This window comes from Primorskyibacter sp. S87 (assembly GCF_049801055.1).
Taxonomy (GTDB): domain Bacteria; phylum Pseudomonadota; class Alphaproteobacteria; order Rhodobacterales; family Rhodobacteraceae; genus JBNAGF01.
In genome coordinates this window covers 533,224-551,734 of the sequence record NZ_JBNAGF010000001.1, presented here as the reverse complement: position 1 = coordinate 551,734, position 18,511 = coordinate 533,224, and the positions used below count along the sequence as shown (strand labels likewise).

General features: G+C 59.7%; 17 protein-coding genes and 1 pseudogene. 9 read left to right on the top strand and 9 right to left on the bottom strand.

All coding sequences use genetic code 11. The features are described from left to right. Positions 1-31: 31 nt before the first annotated feature. Positions 32-682: pseudogene (lipB, locus tag ACP15U_RS02760) on the top strand (lipoyl(octanoyl) transferase LipB); the annotation flags it as partial. A gap of 105 nt (positions 683-787) precedes the next feature. Here the strand turns inward: lipB and ACP15U_RS02755 are convergent. Further along, positions 788-1,201 (bottom strand): HIT family protein, encoded by a 414-nt coding sequence (locus tag ACP15U_RS02755; RefSeq protein ID WP_425043591.1) that lies wholly within the window; start codon positions 1,199-1,201, stop codon positions 788-790. A gap of 297 nt (positions 1,202-1,498) precedes the next feature. Here ACP15U_RS02755 and ctaD point away from each other — a divergent pair, with 297 nt between their 5' ends. Beyond that, positions 1,499-3,157: a cytochrome c oxidase subunit I gene (ctaD, locus tag ACP15U_RS02750; RefSeq protein ID WP_425043590.1), complete on the top strand. Its 1,659-nt coding sequence runs from the start codon at positions 1,499-1,501 to the stop codon at positions 3,155-3,157. A 112-nt stretch (positions 3,158-3,269) separates the two neighbouring features. Continuing rightward, positions 3,270-3,764 carry a DUF2244 domain-containing protein gene (locus ACP15U_RS02745; RefSeq protein ID WP_425043589.1) on the top strand — a complete coding sequence of 165 codons (495 nt, stop codon included), beginning with the start codon at positions 3,270-3,272 and terminating at the stop codon, positions 3,762-3,764. Between the two features lie 158 nt (positions 3,765-3,922). Here the strand turns inward: ACP15U_RS02745 and ACP15U_RS02740 are convergent, their stop codons facing one another. Then, entirely contained in the window at positions 3,923-4,399 is a 477-nt protein-coding gene (locus ACP15U_RS02740; RefSeq protein ID WP_425043588.1) for a GatB/YqeY domain-containing protein, read from the bottom strand. Between the two features lie 185 nt (positions 4,400-4,584). Between ACP15U_RS02740 and carA the strand changes: the two genes are divergently transcribed. Together carA and ACP15U_RS02730 are read left to right on the top strand one after the other, a co-directional pair. Next, complete coding sequence (gene carA, locus ACP15U_RS02735; protein ID WP_425043587.1) at positions 4,585-5,745, top strand: glutamine-hydrolyzing carbamoyl-phosphate synthase small subunit; 1,161 nt, start codon at positions 4,585-4,587, stop codon at positions 5,743-5,745. A gap of 89 nt (positions 5,746-5,834) precedes the next feature. Further along, positions 5,835-7,739, top strand: coding sequence for a glycosyltransferase family 2 protein (locus tag ACP15U_RS02730; RefSeq protein ID WP_425043586.1), 1,905 nt, complete (start codon positions 5,835-5,837; stop codon positions 7,737-7,739). 73 nt (positions 7,740-7,812) lie between these two features. Here the strand turns inward: ACP15U_RS02730 and ACP15U_RS02725 are convergent, their stop codons facing one another. Then, a complete protein-coding gene (locus ACP15U_RS02725; RefSeq protein WP_425043585.1) occupies positions 7,813-8,463 on the bottom strand; it encodes a GntR family transcriptional regulator in 651 nt (216 codons plus the stop codon). Between the two features lie 104 nt (positions 8,464-8,567). Here ACP15U_RS02725 and ACP15U_RS02720 point away from each other — a divergent pair, with 104 nt between their 5' ends. After that, positions 8,568-9,212 (top strand): pyrimidine 5'-nucleotidase, encoded by a 645-nt coding sequence (locus ACP15U_RS02720; protein WP_425043584.1) that lies wholly within the window; start codon positions 8,568-8,570, stop codon positions 9,210-9,212. Between the two features lie 93 nt (positions 9,213-9,305). After that, positions 9,306-10,502: a UbiH/UbiF family hydroxylase gene (locus tag ACP15U_RS02715; protein ID WP_425043583.1), complete on the top strand. Its 1,197-nt coding sequence runs from the start codon at positions 9,306-9,308 to the stop codon at positions 10,500-10,502. 87 nt (positions 10,503-10,589) lie between these two features. Here ACP15U_RS02715 and ACP15U_RS02710 read toward each other — a convergent pair whose 3' ends face one another. From ACP15U_RS02710 to ACP15U_RS02700, 3 genes are all read right to left on the bottom strand, one after another. Continuing rightward, complete coding sequence (locus ACP15U_RS02710) at positions 10,590-11,717, bottom strand: aminotransferase class V-fold PLP-dependent enzyme (RefSeq protein ID WP_425043582.1); 1,128 nt, start codon at positions 11,715-11,717, stop codon at positions 10,590-10,592. An 89-nt stretch (positions 11,718-11,806) separates the two neighbouring features. Beyond that, positions 11,807-12,271, bottom strand: coding sequence for an Lrp/AsnC family transcriptional regulator (locus ACP15U_RS02705; protein ID WP_425043581.1), 465 nt, complete (start codon positions 12,269-12,271; stop codon positions 11,807-11,809). A 22-nt stretch (positions 12,272-12,293) separates the two neighbouring features. Continuing rightward, positions 12,294-12,749, bottom strand: a complete 456-nt coding sequence (locus ACP15U_RS02700; protein ID WP_425043580.1) for an Lrp/AsnC family transcriptional regulator — start codon at positions 12,747-12,749, stop codon at positions 12,294-12,296. Positions 12,750-12,881: 132 nt separating this feature from the next. On the opposite strand from ACP15U_RS02700, the gene ilvC reads away from it, so the two are divergent. Continuing rightward, entirely contained in the window at positions 12,882-13,904 is a 1,023-nt protein-coding gene (gene ilvC / locus ACP15U_RS02695) for a ketol-acid reductoisomerase (RefSeq protein WP_425043579.1), read from the top strand. Between the two features lie 244 nt (positions 13,905-14,148). Then, a complete protein-coding gene (locus tag ACP15U_RS02690; RefSeq protein ID WP_425043578.1) occupies positions 14,149-15,066 on the top strand; it encodes a DMT family transporter in 918 nt (305 codons plus the stop codon). A 21-nt stretch (positions 15,067-15,087) separates the two neighbouring features. Here the strand turns inward: ACP15U_RS02690 and glmM are convergent, their stop codons facing one another. The 3 genes from glmM to ACP15U_RS02675 are packed head-to-tail and all read right to left on the bottom strand — an operon-like array spanning position 15,088 to position 18,405. Then, positions 15,088-16,434 carry a phosphoglucosamine mutase gene (gene glmM / locus ACP15U_RS02685; protein ID WP_425043577.1) on the bottom strand — a complete coding sequence of 449 codons (1,347 nt, stop codon included), beginning with the start codon at positions 16,432-16,434 and terminating at the stop codon, positions 15,088-15,090. A 55-nt stretch (positions 16,435-16,489) separates the two neighbouring features. Next, positions 16,490-17,488, bottom strand: a complete 999-nt coding sequence (gene folP, locus ACP15U_RS02680) for a dihydropteroate synthase (protein ID WP_425043576.1) — start codon at positions 17,486-17,488, stop codon at positions 16,490-16,492. Continuing rightward, a complete protein-coding gene (locus tag ACP15U_RS02675; RefSeq protein WP_425043575.1) occupies positions 17,485-18,405 on the bottom strand; it encodes a dihydroneopterin aldolase in 921 nt (306 codons plus the stop codon). The genes folP and ACP15U_RS02675 overlap by 4 nt, the downstream gene beginning before the upstream one ends. Between the last annotated feature and the right edge of the window lie 106 nt (positions 18,406-18,511).

The window sequence follows — 18,511 nt, the reverse complement described above, 5'->3', positions numbered from 1 at the left end:
CCCTCGTCCGCGGCCACAGGTTAGGAACACGCCCATGGAATGGATCGTGACAGACGGGCTGACGGATTATGACGACGCCGTCCGCTTCATGGAGGACCGGGCCGCGCAGATTGCCGCCGGAACGGCCGAAGAGTGCATCTGGCTGGTGGAGCACCCGCCGCTCTATAGCGCCGGCACCTCGGCGCAGCGCGAAGACCTGACCGATCCCGACAGATTCCCGGTCTACGCCAGCAAGCGCGGCGGTCAGTATACGTATCACGGCCCCGGGCAGCGGGTTGTCTATGTCATGCTGGACGTCGGCAAACGTGGGCATGATGTGCGTCGATTTGTGAAACAGCTCGAAGAATGGGTGATCGCCGCATTGGCAGAGTTCAACGTCAGGGGCGAGATTCGCTGCGGCCGGGTCGGCGTGTGGGTGCAGCGGGATGACAAGCCGCTGACGGCAACCGGCGCAAAAGCCGAAGACAAGGTCGCCGCCATTGGGATACGGCTGCGAAAGTGGATCAGCTTTCACGGAATCTCGATCAATGTAGAGCCGGATCTGGAACATTTCTCAGGGATCGTTCCCTGCGGCATCTCTGAACATGGCGTGACCAGTCTCGTGGATCTGGGATTGCCCGTCACCATGTCAGACGTGGACGTGGCGCTGCGCAAAACGTTCCAAGAGATATTCGGTGACTGACGAACCGTATTGACCGCGGGCAAACTGTTAGGGCGGCCAGAACCAAGGATGGCTGAAGATCTCCCCGTAAATCATTGAAATATTGCAATAGAAATCTCTGATCTATCAGGTGGCTGCTCGGATTTTTTCGGCCAATGCAGCGATCTGCTCCATGTCGCCCATCTGGCCAGGCGCCCGCAAGCTGACACCCTCATGGCGTGGCAGGATGTGGAAATGCAGGTGAAAAACCTCCTGCCCGCCGGCAGCTTCGTTGAACTGCTGCACAGTGACACCGTCGGCCCCCAGGGCCTGCGTTACAACATGGGCCATTTTCTGAACCGTCTTCATAACGGCGGCCAGTTGCTCGGGCGAGGCATCAAGTACGTTGCGGCAGGGTGTTTTTGGAATCACCAGCAGATGCCCGTCGGCCCGAGGCATGATGTCCATGAACACAAGTGTCTCATCATCTTCAAAAACACGGTTTGACGGGATCTCTCCGCGGAGGATTTTGGCGAAGATGTTATCGGGATCATAGGCCATGCTGGTCTCCTGTCTGACTGCCCCGTTTCTGCTGCGGGCGATTCCCGAGGTCAAGGTCACGTCGTTCCGACTGCGCCCTGAAAGGCCGGTTTTGCCGGTCGCATCCCAGAATTGGCCCAACACATGCAGCTTCCTGCCGGATTCCCCCACACCACAAGAGGGGTGCGGCCATTTATCTTGATCTAGATCAAACTCGGCCATTGAAGCAGAAGCACACGCATTCTAAAACCAGCAGGAAACCGACGCGAAGGGGCGACTCCCTTTGCGGCGTAGCTATTGCAACAGGAGGCAGCTTAAATGGCAGACGCAGCCATTCATGGCCACGAGCATGAAGACCAGCGTGGATTCTTCACCCGCTGGTTCATGTCTACCAACCACAAGGATATCGGGATCCTCTATCTGGTCGTTTCGGCGATCGTGGGCCTGATTTCCGTCGTATTCACCGTTTTCATGCGCCTCGAGCTCATGGATCCCGGCGTTCAGTATATGTGCCTGGAGGGTCTTCTGGCCGATCCCTGCACCCCGAACGGCCATCTCTGGAACGTGATGATCACCTATCACGGCGTCCTGATGATGTTCTTCGTGGTCATTCCCGCCCTGTTTGGCGGCTTCGGCAACTACTTCATGCCGCTGCAGATCGGTGCGCCGGATATGGCGTTCCCGCGGATGAACAACCTCAGCTTCTGGCTCTATGTGGCCGGTACTTCGCTGGGTGTGGCATCGATGCTGACCCCGGGAGGCAACGACCAGCTCGGCTCGGGCGTGGGTTGGGTGCTATACCCGCCGCTCTCGACGCTCGAAGGCGGTATGTCGATGGATCTGGCGATCTTTGCCGTGCACGTATCGGGTGCCTCCTCGATCCTTGGCGCAATCAACATGATCACCACGTTCCTGAACATGCGTGCCCCCGGGATGACACTGTTCAAGGTTCCGCTGTTCAGCTGGTCCATCTTCGTCACCTCGTGGCTGATCCTGCTGTCGCTGCCGGTTCTGGCGGGCGCAATCACCATGCTGCTGATGGACCGCAACTTCGGGTTCACCTTCTTTGACCCCGCAGGCGGCGGCGATCCTATCCTGTATCAGCACATCCTGTGGTTCTTTGGACACCCCGAAGTGTACATCGTGATCCTGCCCGGCTTTGGCCTGATCTCGCATGTGATCGCCACCTTCTCGCGCAAGCCGGTCTTTGGCTACCTGCCGATGGTCTGGGCGCTGATCGCGATTGGTGTTCTGGGCTTCGTCGTCTGGGCGCACCACATGTACACCGTGGGCATGTCGCTCAACCAACAGGCCTATTTCATGCTGGCAACGATGGTCATCGCGGTTCCGACGGGTGTTAAGATCTTCTCGTGGATCGCGACCATGTGGGGCGGCTCGATCGAGTTCAAGGCACCGATGCTGTTCGCCTTCGGTTTCCTGTTCCTGTTCACCGTCGGCGGTGTGACCGGGGTGGTTCTTTCGCAGGCATCGCTGGACCGCGCCTATCATGACACCTACTACGTCGTTGCGCACTTCCATTATGTGATGAGCCTTGGCGCCGTGTTCGCGATCTTTGCAGGGGTCTACTTCTACCTCGGCAAGATGAGCGGCCGTCAATACTCGGAGTTCTGGGCCAAGATTCACTTCTGGACCTTCTTTATCGGCGCCAACGTGACCTTCTTCCCCCAGCACTTCCTGGGCCGTCAAGGCATGCCGCGCCGTTACATCGACTACCCCGAGGCCTTTGCATACTGGAACAAGATCTCGTCCTATGGCGCGTTCCTGTCTTTTGCATCGTTCCTGCTGTTCTTCGGCATTGTCATCTACACCCTGTATCGCGGGGCCAAGGTGACCGAGAACAATTACTGGAACGAGTATGCGGACACGCTGGAATGGACCCTGCCCTCGCCGCCGCCCGAGCACACGTTCGAGCAGCTGCCAAAGCGTGAGGACTGGGACAAGGTGCACGCGCACTGATCCGGCCCAAAGCCATGACACCGACAAGCCCCGCCTCGCTGGCGGGGCTTTTCATTTCCGGGGGCGCAACGGGCCCTCGACAGAGCCTGCCAACCTGCTAGATCTTTGCCGCATGCCCTATAGTTGGACAGAACACACGCCCGAGGAGGCATCATCCGAAGCAACGCGTGTGCTGCGCCTGTGGCCGCACAATTCCTTACCTCCGCGCGGGGCCGCTGCGGTGATCCTTGCGCTGTTCGCCCTTGCCACCCTGCCGATGATCGCGGTTCTCGGGTCGGTGGTGCTCTGGGGGATCCTGCCCTTCGTTCTGATCGTCGTGGCCGGCATATGGGCCGCCATCGAAGCCAATTACCGGAGCCGGCGCATTTTGGAGACCCTGACCCTGACTGACCGCATAGCCCGGCTGACCCGCGAAAACCCCGGTGGAGACATGCAGGTGTGGCACTGCAACCGCTACTGGGCCAAGGCCGAAATGCACGAAAAGGACGGGCCTGTGCCCTTCTACGTCACGCTCAAAGGTGGTGGGCGCGAGGTGGAAATCGGGGCGTTCTTGTCAGAAGACGAACGCAAGGCTCTCTATGACGAACTGGACCGGGCCTTGCGCTGAACAGTGGCGCGGACCACTGGCAAACTGTCGGAATCGGTGAGAAGCAACACGTCACAAAATCTGGTGACCGGGCAACCGGGGAATCCCGACCGGAGGACCGAAGGAAAAAGGACCGCGCTCAGCAAGCGCGGCCCTGTACTCAGATAGGTGAATTCAGATCAGCACTGGCCGCTGGCCGCACACAGGCGGTCCTTGACCATCGGGCCGACCTTGCCGAAATCCATCTGGCCAGTGTAGCGGCCTTTCAGCTCTCCCATCACCTTACCCATGTCACGGATGGATCCGGCACCGGTTGAGGTGATGGCGATGCGGATCGCCTCGGCGACCTCGTCCTCGTCAAGCTGCTTGGGTAGGAACTCCTCGATTATCGAGATCTCCTCACGCTCGCGCTCTGCCAGATCAAGACGCCCGCCTTCTTCATAGGCCCGGGCGCTTTCCTGACGCTGTTTGGTCATCTTACCGAGAATCGCCAGAACTTCGGCGTCTCCGACCACGACATCGTCACCCTCACCCCGGACAGCGATGTCCTTGTCCTTGATCGCGGCATTGATGAGGCGCAGGGTCGAAAGTCGCGCCGTTGCCTTTTCCTTCATTGCCGTTTTGAGGGCTTCCGCCACTCGTGCACGCATATCCATTTTCTCCATTCCATCCCCATGGAAATTCAAGATCCCGAACATACTCAATGAAAAAGCATGAGACAACCACCCTTGTAACAGGTTAAGTCATTGATAAATATAGATATGACAATTTTTCTCCGGACTTGACCACAGCGCTCAACCCCCTTACGTATCCCCCGATTTACCTGCAGGAGAGTCTCGTCATGGCCCAGTCAGCCCCTTCCAAGCCTACCGCATGTCTGGCGCTGGCGGATGGAACCCTCTTTTACGGGATCGGCTTTGGAGCCACCGGTCAAACCGTGGCCGAACTCTGCTTCAACACGGCGATGACAGGTTATCAGGAGATCATGACGGATCCATCCTATGCCGGTCAGATCGTCACCTTCACCTTCCCGCACATCGGCAATGTCGGAGTGAACCCGGACGATGACGAAACCGGTGAACCTGTTGCCGAGGGAATGGTGGTCAAATGGGATCCGACCCTTGCTTCGAACTGGCGCACGACCGAGGAACTGAAAGACTGGCTGGTCCGGACCGGCCGGATCGCGATTGGAGGCGTGGATACCCGTCGTCTCACCCGTGCGATCCGCCAGCAGGGTTCGCCACATGTGGCACTGGCCCATGACCCCCAAGGCAACTTTGATATCGAGGCGCTGGTTGCAGCAGCCCGCAGCTTTGCCGGTCTGGAAGGCATGGATCTGGCCAAAGACGTCACATGTGCCCAGTCCTACCGCTGGGATGAGATGCGTTGGGCCTGGCCTGACGGGTATTCCCGCCAGGAGGCACCTCAGCACAAGGTCGTCGCCGTGGACTATGGTGCCAAGCGCAACATCCTGCGCTGCCTTGCCTCGGCGGGGTGCGACGTGACCGTACTTCCTGCGACAGCCACGGCTGAGGAGGTTCTGGCCCATCAGCCCGATGGAGTATTCCTGTCCAACGGCCCCGGCGATCCGGCAGCAACGGGTGAGTATGCGGTGCCGATGATCCGCGAGATCCTCGAAACCGACCTTCCGGTGTTCGGGATCTGCCTCGGTCACCAGATGCTGGCGCTGGCCCTTGGCGCCAAGACGGTCAAGATGAATCACGGGCATCACGGGGCCAATCACCCGGTCAAGGACTACGAAACCGGCAAGGTCGAGATCACCTCGATGAACCACGGTTTTGCCGTCGACGCGCAAAGCTTGCCTGACGGTGTGATGGAAACCCATGTGTCCCTGTTCGATGGCTCGAATTGCGGCATCCGGATCAAGGACCGGCCGGTCTATTCGGTGCAACACCACCCCGAAGCAAGCCCCGGACCGCAGGACAGCTTCTACCTGTTCGAACGGTTTGCTGACGCCATGGCCGCCCGCAAGGCGGGTTGACCCGCTCCTCGGACCGCTATGGCATGTTAACCGGGCGTTAACCGCTTCCCCGTGATCCTGCGCAGAATTGAATTGCGTGGATTGGTATGATGAGCGACCCGGTTTTTCGGATGCTGTCACCGGCTCCGGAGTGTCCTCCGGCGCTGTCTTCGCCCCCTTCGCGGGTGCCGATCGGGAGGCATCTGGTGGAAAGCGGGGCAATCACAAATGTTCAGCTGGTGCGCGCACTAGAACAGCAGATGCGGCTCAGCGCCCCGCTAGGCGAGATCCTCGTTGCCGAGGGCCACGCAACCGACGAACAAGTGCGCGACGCCCTCGCCCGGCAACAGGGCGTTAAGCAAGTTGACCTGCTAATAACGCCTCCCGACCCGGACATTGCGAACTTGGCACACAGGGACATCTGGTTGCGGCACCGGGCGATTCCTTGGGCGCGATCCGGCCCGGTGCTGAGTGTGGCAACGGCCCGACCCGACCGGTTCGAAGCCCTTCGCCGTGATCTTCCGCCCGACTTGCAGAACCTCATTCCTGTTTTGGCCAGCGAAGCACACATAATGACCGCGCTGGCCGATCGGTTTTCCGCCGATCTTGCGCGGGCAGCATCCGTGCGGGTTGCTCCGGAGTTCAGTTGCCGCGGCTGGACAGCCCGACAAAGACTGCCCCTGATCGCTACTGCCGTGTCTGTTTTGGTAATGCTGGCGATGTTTCCCAGTGCCGGATTGGCAATCCTCTTTCTTGCCGCAACAGCGACACTCGCGATGTTTGTTGGCTTGCGGGGGGCGGGTTTTGTTGTTCACATGCTCAACCACGGACCTCTGAAATCCCCCTCACCCAAAGCCGGAGACACGAAGCAACCGCCACAAAACCAACTCCCCAAGGTTTCCATGCTCGTTCCGCTGTTTCAGGAGCGTGAAATTGCGGGAGACCTGATCGACAGGCTGAACCGCCTGACCTATCCCAAGGTTCTTCTCGACGTGATGCTGGTTCTAGAGGAAAAGGACACCATAACCAGAGAAACCCTCGCGCTGACCGACCTGCCACCCTGGATCCGGGTTATCGAGGTCCCTGCTCACGGCGGTCTGACCACTAAGCCGAGGGCGATGAACTATGCCCTCGATTTCTGTGACGGCGACATCGTTGGGGTCTGGGATGCAGAAGATGCTCCGGTTCCCGATCAGATCGAACGTGTTGTGGACAGGTTTGCTCATGTTTCGGAGGAAGTGGTTTGCCTTCAGGGGATCCTAGATTTCTACAACCCTCGCAGCAGCTGGCGCGCGCGCTGTTTTACCATCGAGTACTCAAGCTGGTTTCGCATCATTCTGCCTGGGATCGCCCGATTGGGGCTGGTTGTGCCGCTCGGTGGAACCACGCTCTTCTTTCGCCGCGACAAGCTGGAGGAACTGGGCGGCTGGGATGCTCATAACGTAACCGAAGATGCGGATCTGGGCGTGCGACTGGCGCGTGCCGGTTACCGGACGGAAATGATCGACACTGTAACCTTCGAAGAAGCCAATTTTCGCGCCTGGCCCTGGATCAAGCAGAGATCGCGCTGGCTCAAGGGGTTCATGGTGACCTACCTTGTTCATATGCGCGCACCGCATCGTCTGCTGCGGGATTTGGGGACGGCGCGGTTTCTGGGAGTGCAGGCCTTTTTTCTGGGTACGCTTGGGCAGTTTCTACTGGCCCCGGTTCTGTGGTCCTTCTGGCTGGTAATCCTCGGGCTTGACCACCCGCTGCAAACGGTGCTGCCGACCTCGGTTCTGGCCGGCGCCGCAGCGCTTTTCATAACCGCAGAAGTGTTGGGGCTTGCAGCGGGGCTGGCCGCAGTTTCGGCATCACGGCGACGGTATCTGATCCCTTTCGTCCCAACCATGGGGCTCTACTTCCCGTTGGGGGTCGTGGCCGCCTACAAAGCTCTATGGGAACTGGCCTTTGATCCGTTCTTCTGGGACAAGACCCAGCACGGACACGCGGGCGAGGAAGAACAAGTGGCTTAGCCGTGTAGCACGCTAGGGCAATCTCTCTCGAAGACGCTGCCGATAGTTCCGAATTGTTCTGGCGTGGCTGGTGTTAGCTCCTGCCACGCTGATTGGCATCCAGCTTGAGCCGGGTCATGAACGCGATAGAGATATGTTCCCGCAGCGCTTCCGCGGCCGCTTCCTCGTCGCGGGCCTCGATAGCATCGACGATCCCCTTGTGCTCTCCCTGTGCGATCTCGCCCCGCCCCTGCGCGGCCAGCGATGTGGTCGCCATCAGCGCCATGGTCCGGTGAACAAGATCGAGCTGCTGCACCAGATAGCGATTGTGCGACGCCAGATGGATCTGTTCGTGAAACCTCCGGTTGGCCCGGCTCAAAGCGGCAGGATCATCCACAAGGCCATCATCGGCCCTGACCATGTCGCGCAGCACCTTGATCTCTTCTTCGGTGGCGTGACGCGCCGCGAGGCGGGCGGCCAGCCCTTCCAACTCGCGACGTACGACGTAAAGCTCTGCCATCTGGTTGTGATCAAGCGAGGCAACGATCAATGATCTGCCGTCACGCTCAAGCAATGATTGTGTTTCCAGCCGCTGCAGAGCTTCGCGGATCGGCGTTCGCGACACACCGAAGCGTTCGGCCAGATCGCTCTCCACCAGCCGGTCGCCGGGCTTGTAGACGCCCACGTCAATCGCCTCGAGGATCATGCTGTAAGCGTCCTTCTGGGTTTGTCGGCTCTGGCTCATACCCGTCCCTTGCTGCATTGCGGTCGCACCTGTCTAACGGTTGCCGCCCTGCTCGATCAAGCCCGCCGTTGCAACCGGGCGTGGACTGCCCTAGATCCCAACACATGGTCAAACACGCATTCTCTCATGTCAGCCACTGGGTTTTCGACCTCGACAACACCCTGTACCCACCCCGAGCCCGGCTGTTCGACCAGATCGAACAGCGGATGACATCCTATGTCATGCGCACATTGGGCGTTACCCGGACCGAAGCCGATCACCTGCGCAAGCACTATTGGCGCAGCTATGGCACCACGCTAGCCGGCCTGATGCGCGAACATGACGTGGATCCGGATCCTTATCTGCATGAGGTGCACGAGATCGACATGAGCCATCTGGAGCACGATGCGGAGCTGGCAGCACAGATCCGGGATCTGCCCGGACGGCGCATCGTTTACACCAATGGCAGCGCGCCCTATGCCGAGCGGGTTCTGGCGGCGCGAGGTCTCTTTGGGCTGTTCGATGCGGTCTATGGCGTTGAGCATGCGGAGTTTCGGCCCAAGCCCGAACGCGAAGCCTTTGAGGCAGTCTTTGCCCGCGACGGCGTGGTTCCTGAGCGGGCGGCGATGTTCGAAGATGATCCGCGCAACCTTGCGGCCCCGCATGAAATGGGCATGCAGACCGTGCATGTGGCGCCAGATCCGCACAAGGCCGACCATATCCACCATCACACTGATGATCTGAGCCATTTCCTGTCGCGGCTTCGTTGACACCCGCGGCGGCGTGATGCTCACGGGACAGGATGTCGCTTGGCGCCACGGCGACACGCGGCCTAGTGTTTGCGCGAAAGGGAGAACAGGCCCATGACGGAAAGCTGTGACATCCTCATTTCCGGTGGCGGTATTGCCGGATTGACGGCCGCCGCTGCCTTTGGCGCGGCCGGGTTTGATGTGATCTGTGTCGACCCTGCTCCGCCGATCACCGAGCGCGACGTCGATGGTTCGGATCTGCGGACAACTGCATTTCTTCAACCGGCTCAGGCGCTACTTGAACAGTGCGGGTTGTGGGCCAGACTTGCCGATCACGCAGCGCCGCTGCAGATCATGCGGATTGTTGATGCCGGCGGAGAGATTCCGGAACCCCGGGTCGTCAGGGACTTCAGCGCATCCGACATTTCGGAAAAGCCCTTTGGCTGGAACCTGCCGAATTGGTTGTTACGGCGCGAGATGGTGGCGCGGCTGGCAGATCTCTCCAACGTGGATTTCCGGCCGGGAACCGGCACGACTTCGTTGTTCACACGCGAAACCGAAGCACGTGTTGGTCTCAGCGACGGGTCCCGCATTCGATGCAAGCTGGTGGTGGCAGCCGACGGGCGGAACTCGCCCATGCGTCAGGCCGCTGGCATCACCGTGCGCACGACACGCTATGGCCAGAAAGCACTGGCCTTCGCTGTGACCCACCCGATCGCGCATGAATATGTCTCGACCGAGATTCACCGCTCAGGTGGTCCGTTCACATTGGTGCCGCTGCCGGATTGGCAAGGGCAGCCTTCGTCGGCCATTGTCTGGATGGAGCGTGGGCCAAAGGCACTGGAGTTTCTGAATCTGGAGCCGCACGCATTCGAAGCGGCCATGACGGAACGGTCCTGCGGATTATTCGGGCCGCTAAAGCTGGCGTCTCGCCGCACCATCTGGCCGATCATTAGCCAGTCCGCAGAGCGCCTTTCCGGCGAAAGGATCGCGCTGATGGCCGAGGCTGCCCATGTCGTCCCGCCGATCGGCGCGCAGGGCCTGAATATGTCATTGGGCGACCTGCGGGCCTTGCTGGATCTCGCGGCGGCCCATCGCGACGATCCCGGAACTGCACCTATACTCGATCAGTATCACCGCGCACGCCATTCCGAGATTGAACTGAGGGTCAAGGGTATCGACCTGTTGAACCGGGCCTCGATGATGGAGGCCCGCCCGCTGCGTGATGCGCGGGCAATGGGCCTGAACGCGCTTTACTCATTGGCCCCGGTTCGAAAAACGCTGATGCAGATGGGTCTTGGCGTCAAATAGGGAAACCGGCAAAACCCATAGGGTACGCCGGTTTTTCAATCGCTGAATGCGCGGCCCGGAAAACCGGCCAAAAACCCGTGTCAGGCCTCAGAGAACCTGATCGAGCACTCTGTGCAGACGGGCGATAGTGCCCTCGACATCATAAAGCTTGTCCAATCCGAAAAGACCCAGACGGAAGGTCGAAAAATCGGCCGGTTCATCGCATTGCAACGGCACACCGGCAGCGATTTGCATCCCGAGGGCCGCGAATTTTTTGCCGGTCTTGATATCGGGGTCCGATGTATAGCTGACCACGACGCCGGGAGCTCCGAAACCGTCGGCGGCCACTGACACGATCCCCTTGTCTTTCAACATGGCCCGCACACCATTGCCCAAATCCCATTGGGCCTCACACAGCTTATCAAAACCATAGTCGCGCGTTTCGGCCATCGTGTCTCTGAAGGCGCGCAGAGCATCGGTCGGCATGGTCGCGTGATAGGCATGGCCTCCGTCCTCGTAGGCCTGCATGATCTGACGCCATTTCTTTAGATCGATGGCGAAACTGTCGCTTTCGGTTTCCGCAAGGCGCGCTTCGCCCCGTTCCGACATCATTACCAGGCCCGCACAGGGCGATGCGCTCCAGCCCTTTTGCGGTGCCGAAATCAGCACATCGACACCGGTTGCCCCCATGTCGACCCAAACGCACCCGGAGGCGATGCAGTCGAGCACCATCAGCGCACCGACTTCGTGGGCAGCCGCCGCCATCGCCGTTATGTAATCATCCGGCAGGATCACGCCCGCAGCGGTTTCCACATGCGGTGCAAACACGACATCTGGCCGCTGCTCTCGGATCGCAGACACGACTTCATCGATGGGCGCCGGGGCAAAAGGTGATGGGCTGGAGTTTCCGGTCTGTCGCGCTTTCATCACCGTCGTGGACGCGGCGAGACCGCCCATTTCGAAGATCTGGCTCCAACGGTACGAGAACCAGCCATTGCGGACAACCAGCACGTTCGCATTACGAGCAAACTGGCGGGCAACGGCCTCCATCCCATAAGTGCCTCCGCCGGGGATCACGGTCACGGAACTGGCATTGTAAACTTCGCGCAGCATCTCCGAGATGTCGAGCATGACGCGCTGGAAAACAGCGGACATGTGGTTCAGCGAGCGGTCGGTGAAGACGACCGAAAATTCTTCGAGGCCTTCGGGGTCAATCGTGTCGAGCAAAGCAGCCATGCGGGTTCTCCAAATCTCTGACCATGATGTATCTGGCCTTGCCATTGTGTGCAAAGGGAAGATGCACCATTCCCGAATGCCTACCTGTTTCAGTCCGCTCCGATCGGCCCGGGTCGGCGTTCTTCGCTCAGCATCACGTTGGCCTCAACCTCGCCGGCACCCGGAAGGGTCATGATCCGGCGGCGCAACACCCTTTCGAAATCAGGCAGATCCCGTGCAACCACGCGCAGGCGGTAATCATAGAGACCCAATACGTGTTCTACTGTCTGCACCTCCGGAATGGCGCTAACGGCGCGTTCAAAGTCCTCAAGGCTGATTTTCCCTTTACGCGCCAGCTTGACGCCCAGAAAGACCGTAACACCAAATCCGAGCGCTTCGGCATTCAGCCGCAGACGCCGGCCCTTGACCACACCGGTCTCTTCCAGACGCCGGATCCGCCGCCAGGTGGCGGGCTGTGACAGTCCGATCCGCCGCCCCAAGGCCCCTGCGCTGACCGCGGCGTCCCGTTGCAACGCGCGCAAGATGCTCCGGTCGATGTCATCCAGTTCGATCATGAGCTTACCCTCGTCCGCTCCATCACAGCGGCAAACCTTCTTCGCTCTTGACCCGTGCGATATGCATCAAGGCCTCGATATCCGCGATATGCGGCAAGGTCAGAATTCGGTCGCGATAGATCTGCTGATAATGCCCCATGTCCTTGGCAATCACCGAAAGTCGCACATCTACACGGCCCAGAAAACTGTGGATCTCCAACACTTCGGGTACGTCTCGCGCCGCGGCTGTAAACTCGTCGAAAGCGCGGGGTTGCGTCTTGTCCAGCGTCACCCGCAACGATACCTCAACCGCGTATCCCAAAGCAGCCCAATCGATGACCGCCTCCTGTCCTTGCAGGATGTCCGCCGCCTCCATTTTTTCCAACCGCCGCCAGCAAACCCCAGAGGAGATCCTGCACCGATCTGCCAGTTCGGCTGTGGTCAGACTGGGATCGGCCTGAAAGTGACGCAGAATGCGCCTGTCCACGTCATCAAGCATGTTTTTTTCGCCCTTCTCTATAATGGCGAATTATTCTTCACCTTTTTTCCAAATACTCAATCCAACCGGCATCGCCAATAGCGATTCCACCGGTTAGAACCACCGCAATCGAAACCAAGAAGGACCGGCGACATGCGCGTCTACTATGATCGCGATTGCGATATTAACCTGATCAAGGACATGAAAGTGGCGATTCTGGGCTATGGCTCTCAGGGTCACGCCCACGCGCTGAACCTGCGCGACTCGGGCGCCAAGAACGTCGTCGTTGCCTTGCGCGAAGGTTCGGCCAGCGCCAAGAAAGCTGAAGGCGAAGGCCTTCAGGTGATGGGCATCGCCGAAGCAGCGGCCTGGTGTGACCTGATCATGTTCACCATGCCCGACGAGCTTCAGGCCGAGACCTACAAGAAATACGTACATGACAACATCAAGCCCGGTGCGGCGATTGCCTTCGCCCACGGGTTGAACGTGCATTTCGGCCTGATCGAGCCCAAGGAAGGTATCGACGTCATCATGATGGCCCCCAAAGGCCCCGGCCACACGGTGCGCGGCGAGTACACCAAAGGCGGTGGCGTACCCTGCCTCGTGGCTGTCGACACCGATGCCACCGGCAAGGCGCTGGAAATCGGCCTCTCCTATTGCTCCGCCATCGGCGGCGGCCGCTCGGGCATCATCGAGACCAACTTCCGCGAAGAATGCGAAACCGACCTCTTCGGTGAACAGGCGGTGCTCTGCGGCGGTCTGGTTGAACTGATCCGCTGCGGGTTCGAAACTCTGGTCGAAGCGGGCTATGCCCCCGAAATGGCCTATTTCGAATGCTTGCACGAAGTGAAGCTGATCGTTGACCTGATCTACGAAGGCGGCATCGCCAACATGGATTACTCGATCTCCAATACGGCCGAGTATGGCCAGTATGTCACCGGCCCGCGCATCCTGAAATACGACGAGACCAAAGCGCGTATGAAGGAAGTCCTCAACGACATTCAGCAGGGCAAGTTCGTCCGTGACTTCATGCTGGAAAACGCCGTTGGCCAGCCGACCATCAAAGCGTCGCGCCGTGCCAATGACGAACACCAGATCGAACAAGTCGGTGAGAAGCTGCGCGACATGATGCCGTGGATCTCGGCCGGCAAGATGGTCGACAAGGCCAAGAACTGATCCGCAACTGGTTCTGACCATGGGGGCGACGCCAGCTACGGCGTCGCCTTTTTTGTTTCTATTTCAATGTCTTCAAAGCTATTTCTCAACTACATCCAAACGCAACTTGCCCGAAATGAACAATTGATCTAACTCTGATCGGCAAGGTCTTCGTCATTTTGCTTTTTTCTGCAATGGCGGTTACCTGCACTGCGAAATCCGACACCTCCCGACAGCCCCTCCAGCACCCGACCTGAGATTCGTCATGGATGAAATTGAAATAACGAGAAAAAACTGGATTGAGGTTTTCATTCTCGGCTTCACTTGGGGATGCACATTTCTTGTGATTGAGATCGCGCTGCGCGGTGTCACTCCGTTTTGGCTGGCCGCATACCGTATCGGGTTCGGAGGGGTCTTGAGTGTCGCGATTTGGCAGATGCGCGGTGGCGGCCTGTTTCGTCAGCCACCCAGCCCAGAAAACTGGCGCGCTCTGGTGCTGGTCGCAGTCCTCAGTTCGGCTCTTCCCTTTGCGTTGATCTCATGGGGACAACAACATGTGACCTCGGGTTTTACCGGCGTTTCGATGGCCAGTGTTGCGCTAATGGTGCTGCCTCTTGCGCATGTTTTCGTGCCCGGAGAACGCATGACCCTGCGCCGTTTTGCCGGATTTCTGATCGGCTTTGTCGGGGTTAGCCTGTTGATCGGCGCACAGGCTTTTGAAAGCACAGGCGCGGCGCTGGAGATGCCGGGAAGACTGGCCTGCCTCGGCGCTGCGGCCTGCTATGCGGTAAGCTCCATTGTCATGCGCCGCCTGCCCGAAGTGGATCCCCTCGGGCTGTCTGCGGTGCTTCTGGTTATCGGAGCAGCGGCAATCCTGCCAGCGGCCTGGATCGCCGAAGGGCCGCCGCCTCTGCCCGATGCACAGACGCTGGCCGTTCTTGCGGTTCTGGGGTTGATTCCGACTGCAGCGGCGAACCTGCTGCGTGTCAGCCTTGTCCGAAGCGCCGGACCGGTCTTCATGAGCCTTGTGAACTACATGGTTCCGGTATGGGCAGTTCTCATGGGCAGCCTATTTCTGGGCGAGCCCCTGCCGCCGTCGCTCTTGTTGGCGCTTGCCCTGATCCTCGCCGGGGTCGCGCTCAGCCAGTACGGGGCGCTCCGGAGGCTGTTCGGTCGCGGCTGAAGGCAGCAGCAGGGGTCAGGATCAGGCCGAAACCGCCTCACTGACCGCGTCCACCACGCTGTCCACGGCCTGATTGAGGATGTCGGCATCCTCACATTCCGCCATGACCCGGATCAGCGGCTCTGTGCCTGACTTGCGAATAAGCAACCGTCCCTTGCCGGTGAGCGCCGATTCAGCTCCGGCGATTGCAGACTGCACTCCCGGCAGATCCAACGGGGTCTGACCCGCGGAGAATCTCACATTTTTTAACAGTTGCGGCACCGGATCAAACTGGCTTGCCAGAACACTGGCCGGCTGCCCCGATCGAACCATCTCGGACAAGACGTGCAGCGCCGCCATAAGGCCGTCACCGGTGGTGGCATAATCGCTCATGACGATATGGCCGGACTGTTCACCCCCGAGATTATAACCGCCTTCCCGCATCCGCTCGACAACGTAGCGATCGCCGACCTTGGTGCGCTCTAAGCGCAGTCCGCTGGCTTCGAGATGGCGTTCAAGTCCAAGGTTGGACATGACCGTCGCAACCAATGCGCCGCCCGCCAGACGCTCCTCTGCCGCCCAGCGCGTTGCCAGCAGCGCCATGATCTGGTCTCCGTCCGCGACGGTTCCCGTCTCATCAATCATCACGACCCGGTCTGCATCTCCGTCGAGGCAAATCCCGACATGCGCCTGATGTGCGACCACCGCCGAGGCGGCCGCATCAGGCTGCGTCGACCCACACCCGCGGTTGATGTTGATTCCGTCAGGGCTGGTGCCAACCGGGATCACTTCGGCCCCCAGTTCCCACAGGATCTCGGGCGCCGCGCGATAAGCCGCACCGTTGGCGCAATCCACGACCACCTTGAGACCGTCGAGCCGCAAACCGCGTGGCAGCGAGGATTTGACCCGCTCACCATAGCGGAACCGGGCATCATCAATTCTCTTTGCCCTGCCGATATGCCGGGCCTGTGCAAGATCCACACCGGATTCAATCAATGCTTCAATGGCAATCTCGTCTTCGTCCGACAGTTTGAAACCATCCGGACCAAAGAACTTGATGCCATTGTCCTCGGCCGGGTTGTGACTTGCCGAGATCATCACTCCGAGATCGGCGCGCATCGAACGGGTCATCAGGCCCACGGCAGGAGTTGGCACCGGCCCCATCAGCAGAACGTTCATCCCTGTCGAGGTCAGACCTGCCGTCAGCGCGCTTTCCAGCATGTAACCCGAAAGCCGGGTATCCTTGCCGATCACCACCCGGTGCACGCCGGTGGCGTCGCGCCGGAAATAGCGACCGACAGCCGCCCCGATCCGAAGCGCCAGTTCGGCGGTCATCGGATGCTGGTTTGCCGTCCCACGGACACCATCGGTTCCAAAAAGCTTGCGCATTGCTGACAAAGTCCCGCTCCAAATCTCAATCGTTATTATGCAGGCCCGCCGTTACTCAGGTCACGGCCTGCCATAGCCTGATCGCCTGAGCCGTTTCGGCCACGTCGTGAACACGCAGAATCTGCACGCCCTGAGCCAGTCCTGCAAGCCCTACCGCAATGGAACCCGGTGCCCGTGCCGCGGCATTTGGCTCCCGACCGATTCTGCCGATAAACCCTTTACGTGACACTCCAAGCAAAATCGCACAGCCAATCCCGTGAAAAAGGCTCAGCCCCTGCAATATCGCAAGATTATGCGCCTCGGTCTTACCGAACCCTATCCCCGGGTCGATCGCTATTCGGCTGCGCGGAATTCCTGCTTCCTCCAACCGGGCCACCTGCCCGGCAAGAAAGTCGTAGACGTCCAGAAGAACATGACCGTAGTTCGGGTCATCCTGCATGGTTTCCGGCTCCCCCTGTGCATGCATGATGCACACAGGCGCCTTTGTCTCTGAACACAGGGGCAGAAGCGCCGGGTCGAAGGTGAACCCGGACACGTCATTGACCAAATCGGCGCCAGCTGCCAACGCTGCCTTTGCCACATCTGCCTTGCGCGTATCCACTGAAACAGGCACATCGCTTTTGTTTCGCAAACCTTCAATGACCGGCAGAATTCGCTCCATCTCGGTCTTGGCAGGTACGCGCTCTGCCCCGGGCCGGGTCGATTCTCCGCCAATGTCCACGATGGCCGCACCTTGGGCCTGCATCCGAAGGGCATGGTCGATCGCCTGTTGACAGCCGCTATGTTGCCCGCCGTCGGAGAAACTGTCCGGTGTTGCGTTGAGCACTCCCATGATCTGGGGCTGCCTCATGTCCAACCCGGCCAGAGCGGGTCGCGGTTCGGTCAATGGCGCCAATACTCCATCCGGCAGATCGCACGCCGAAACGATGCGAGGCGGTTCTGACCGGGATAACACTTCGGCATGGCAGAACCACGCCTGCGTTCCCAAAAGTGGCACAGCATCGGCGGGACGCGCACCGCCATTCTGAACAAGGGGGCGGGCGTAGATGGTCAAAGCCGGGATTGCTCCACCGGAACCGAGCGCAATAGAACACCCGGGTTGTCAGGCAGGTCCGCGCCAATCACCAGCATTTCGCCTGCCGAAAAGGTTGCCGCGAACCATGCTGCCAGCGCCACGGCATCGGACGGTTTGGCCGAAGGGCCATCCACCGCATCGAGAACGATCTTAGACGGGGCCCAAACGCAAATCTGTCCGTTTTTCATTGCCCAGCTCAGCTCGGTTCGGGTTGAAACCACGACACAGCGGTCATCCTTGGACGCCAAAACCCAGGCATTCTGCTCGATCGCCAACAGGTCGATCCGGCGCTGCGTCATGGCGTGACCGGTCTGTGGCGCCGACAGATCCGCTGCCCCAACGCAGAGGATCAGCGGGCGTTCGCGATTCTGAAGCTGGTCAATCCAACCCGTCAGGTTGTCCGATGCAATAGCAGCATTGGAAAGAAATACGAGGCGGGGATGAGGGCGTTCTTCCTCTTCGACCTCGTGATGAACCATGTCCTTGCCGCGCACGATCTCGACACCCAAGGCCCCCGGTCCACGGTCAAGCTTTTCGATTCGGACAAATGCGCGAACGGCTTGCGGTTCCAGCAAAATCCGCTCGGCCACCCGTTCTGCCAGAGTTTCCAGAAGGTTCAGCCGTTCTTCAGACAACTCATGGGCAATTGCTTCGGTCACCCGGTCGTAGGACAGGATCCGGTCCACATCATCGTCGATCGGCCCGGTCAGCGGCTGCACTTCGACAACCACGTTGAAACAAATTCTCTGAGTAACACCACGCTCGGCCTGAAAGGCACCGATCTCGATTTCCACAATATGATCGCGCAGCGAAATGCGATCCAGCGGACCTTCTTGTGCCGTGGCCTCTGCTCGCTCCGAGGGATGGGCAAAAGCGAGGCGGATTTCTGTGCTCATAACAGGAGCCCTTCGGCGATTGTGCTCAACATTGGGTCAGCGGCATTATCTGCCGCGCGCCTCTTTAACAGCCCAATCGTTGCAGCACCAGCAACCCGGTGCTGCA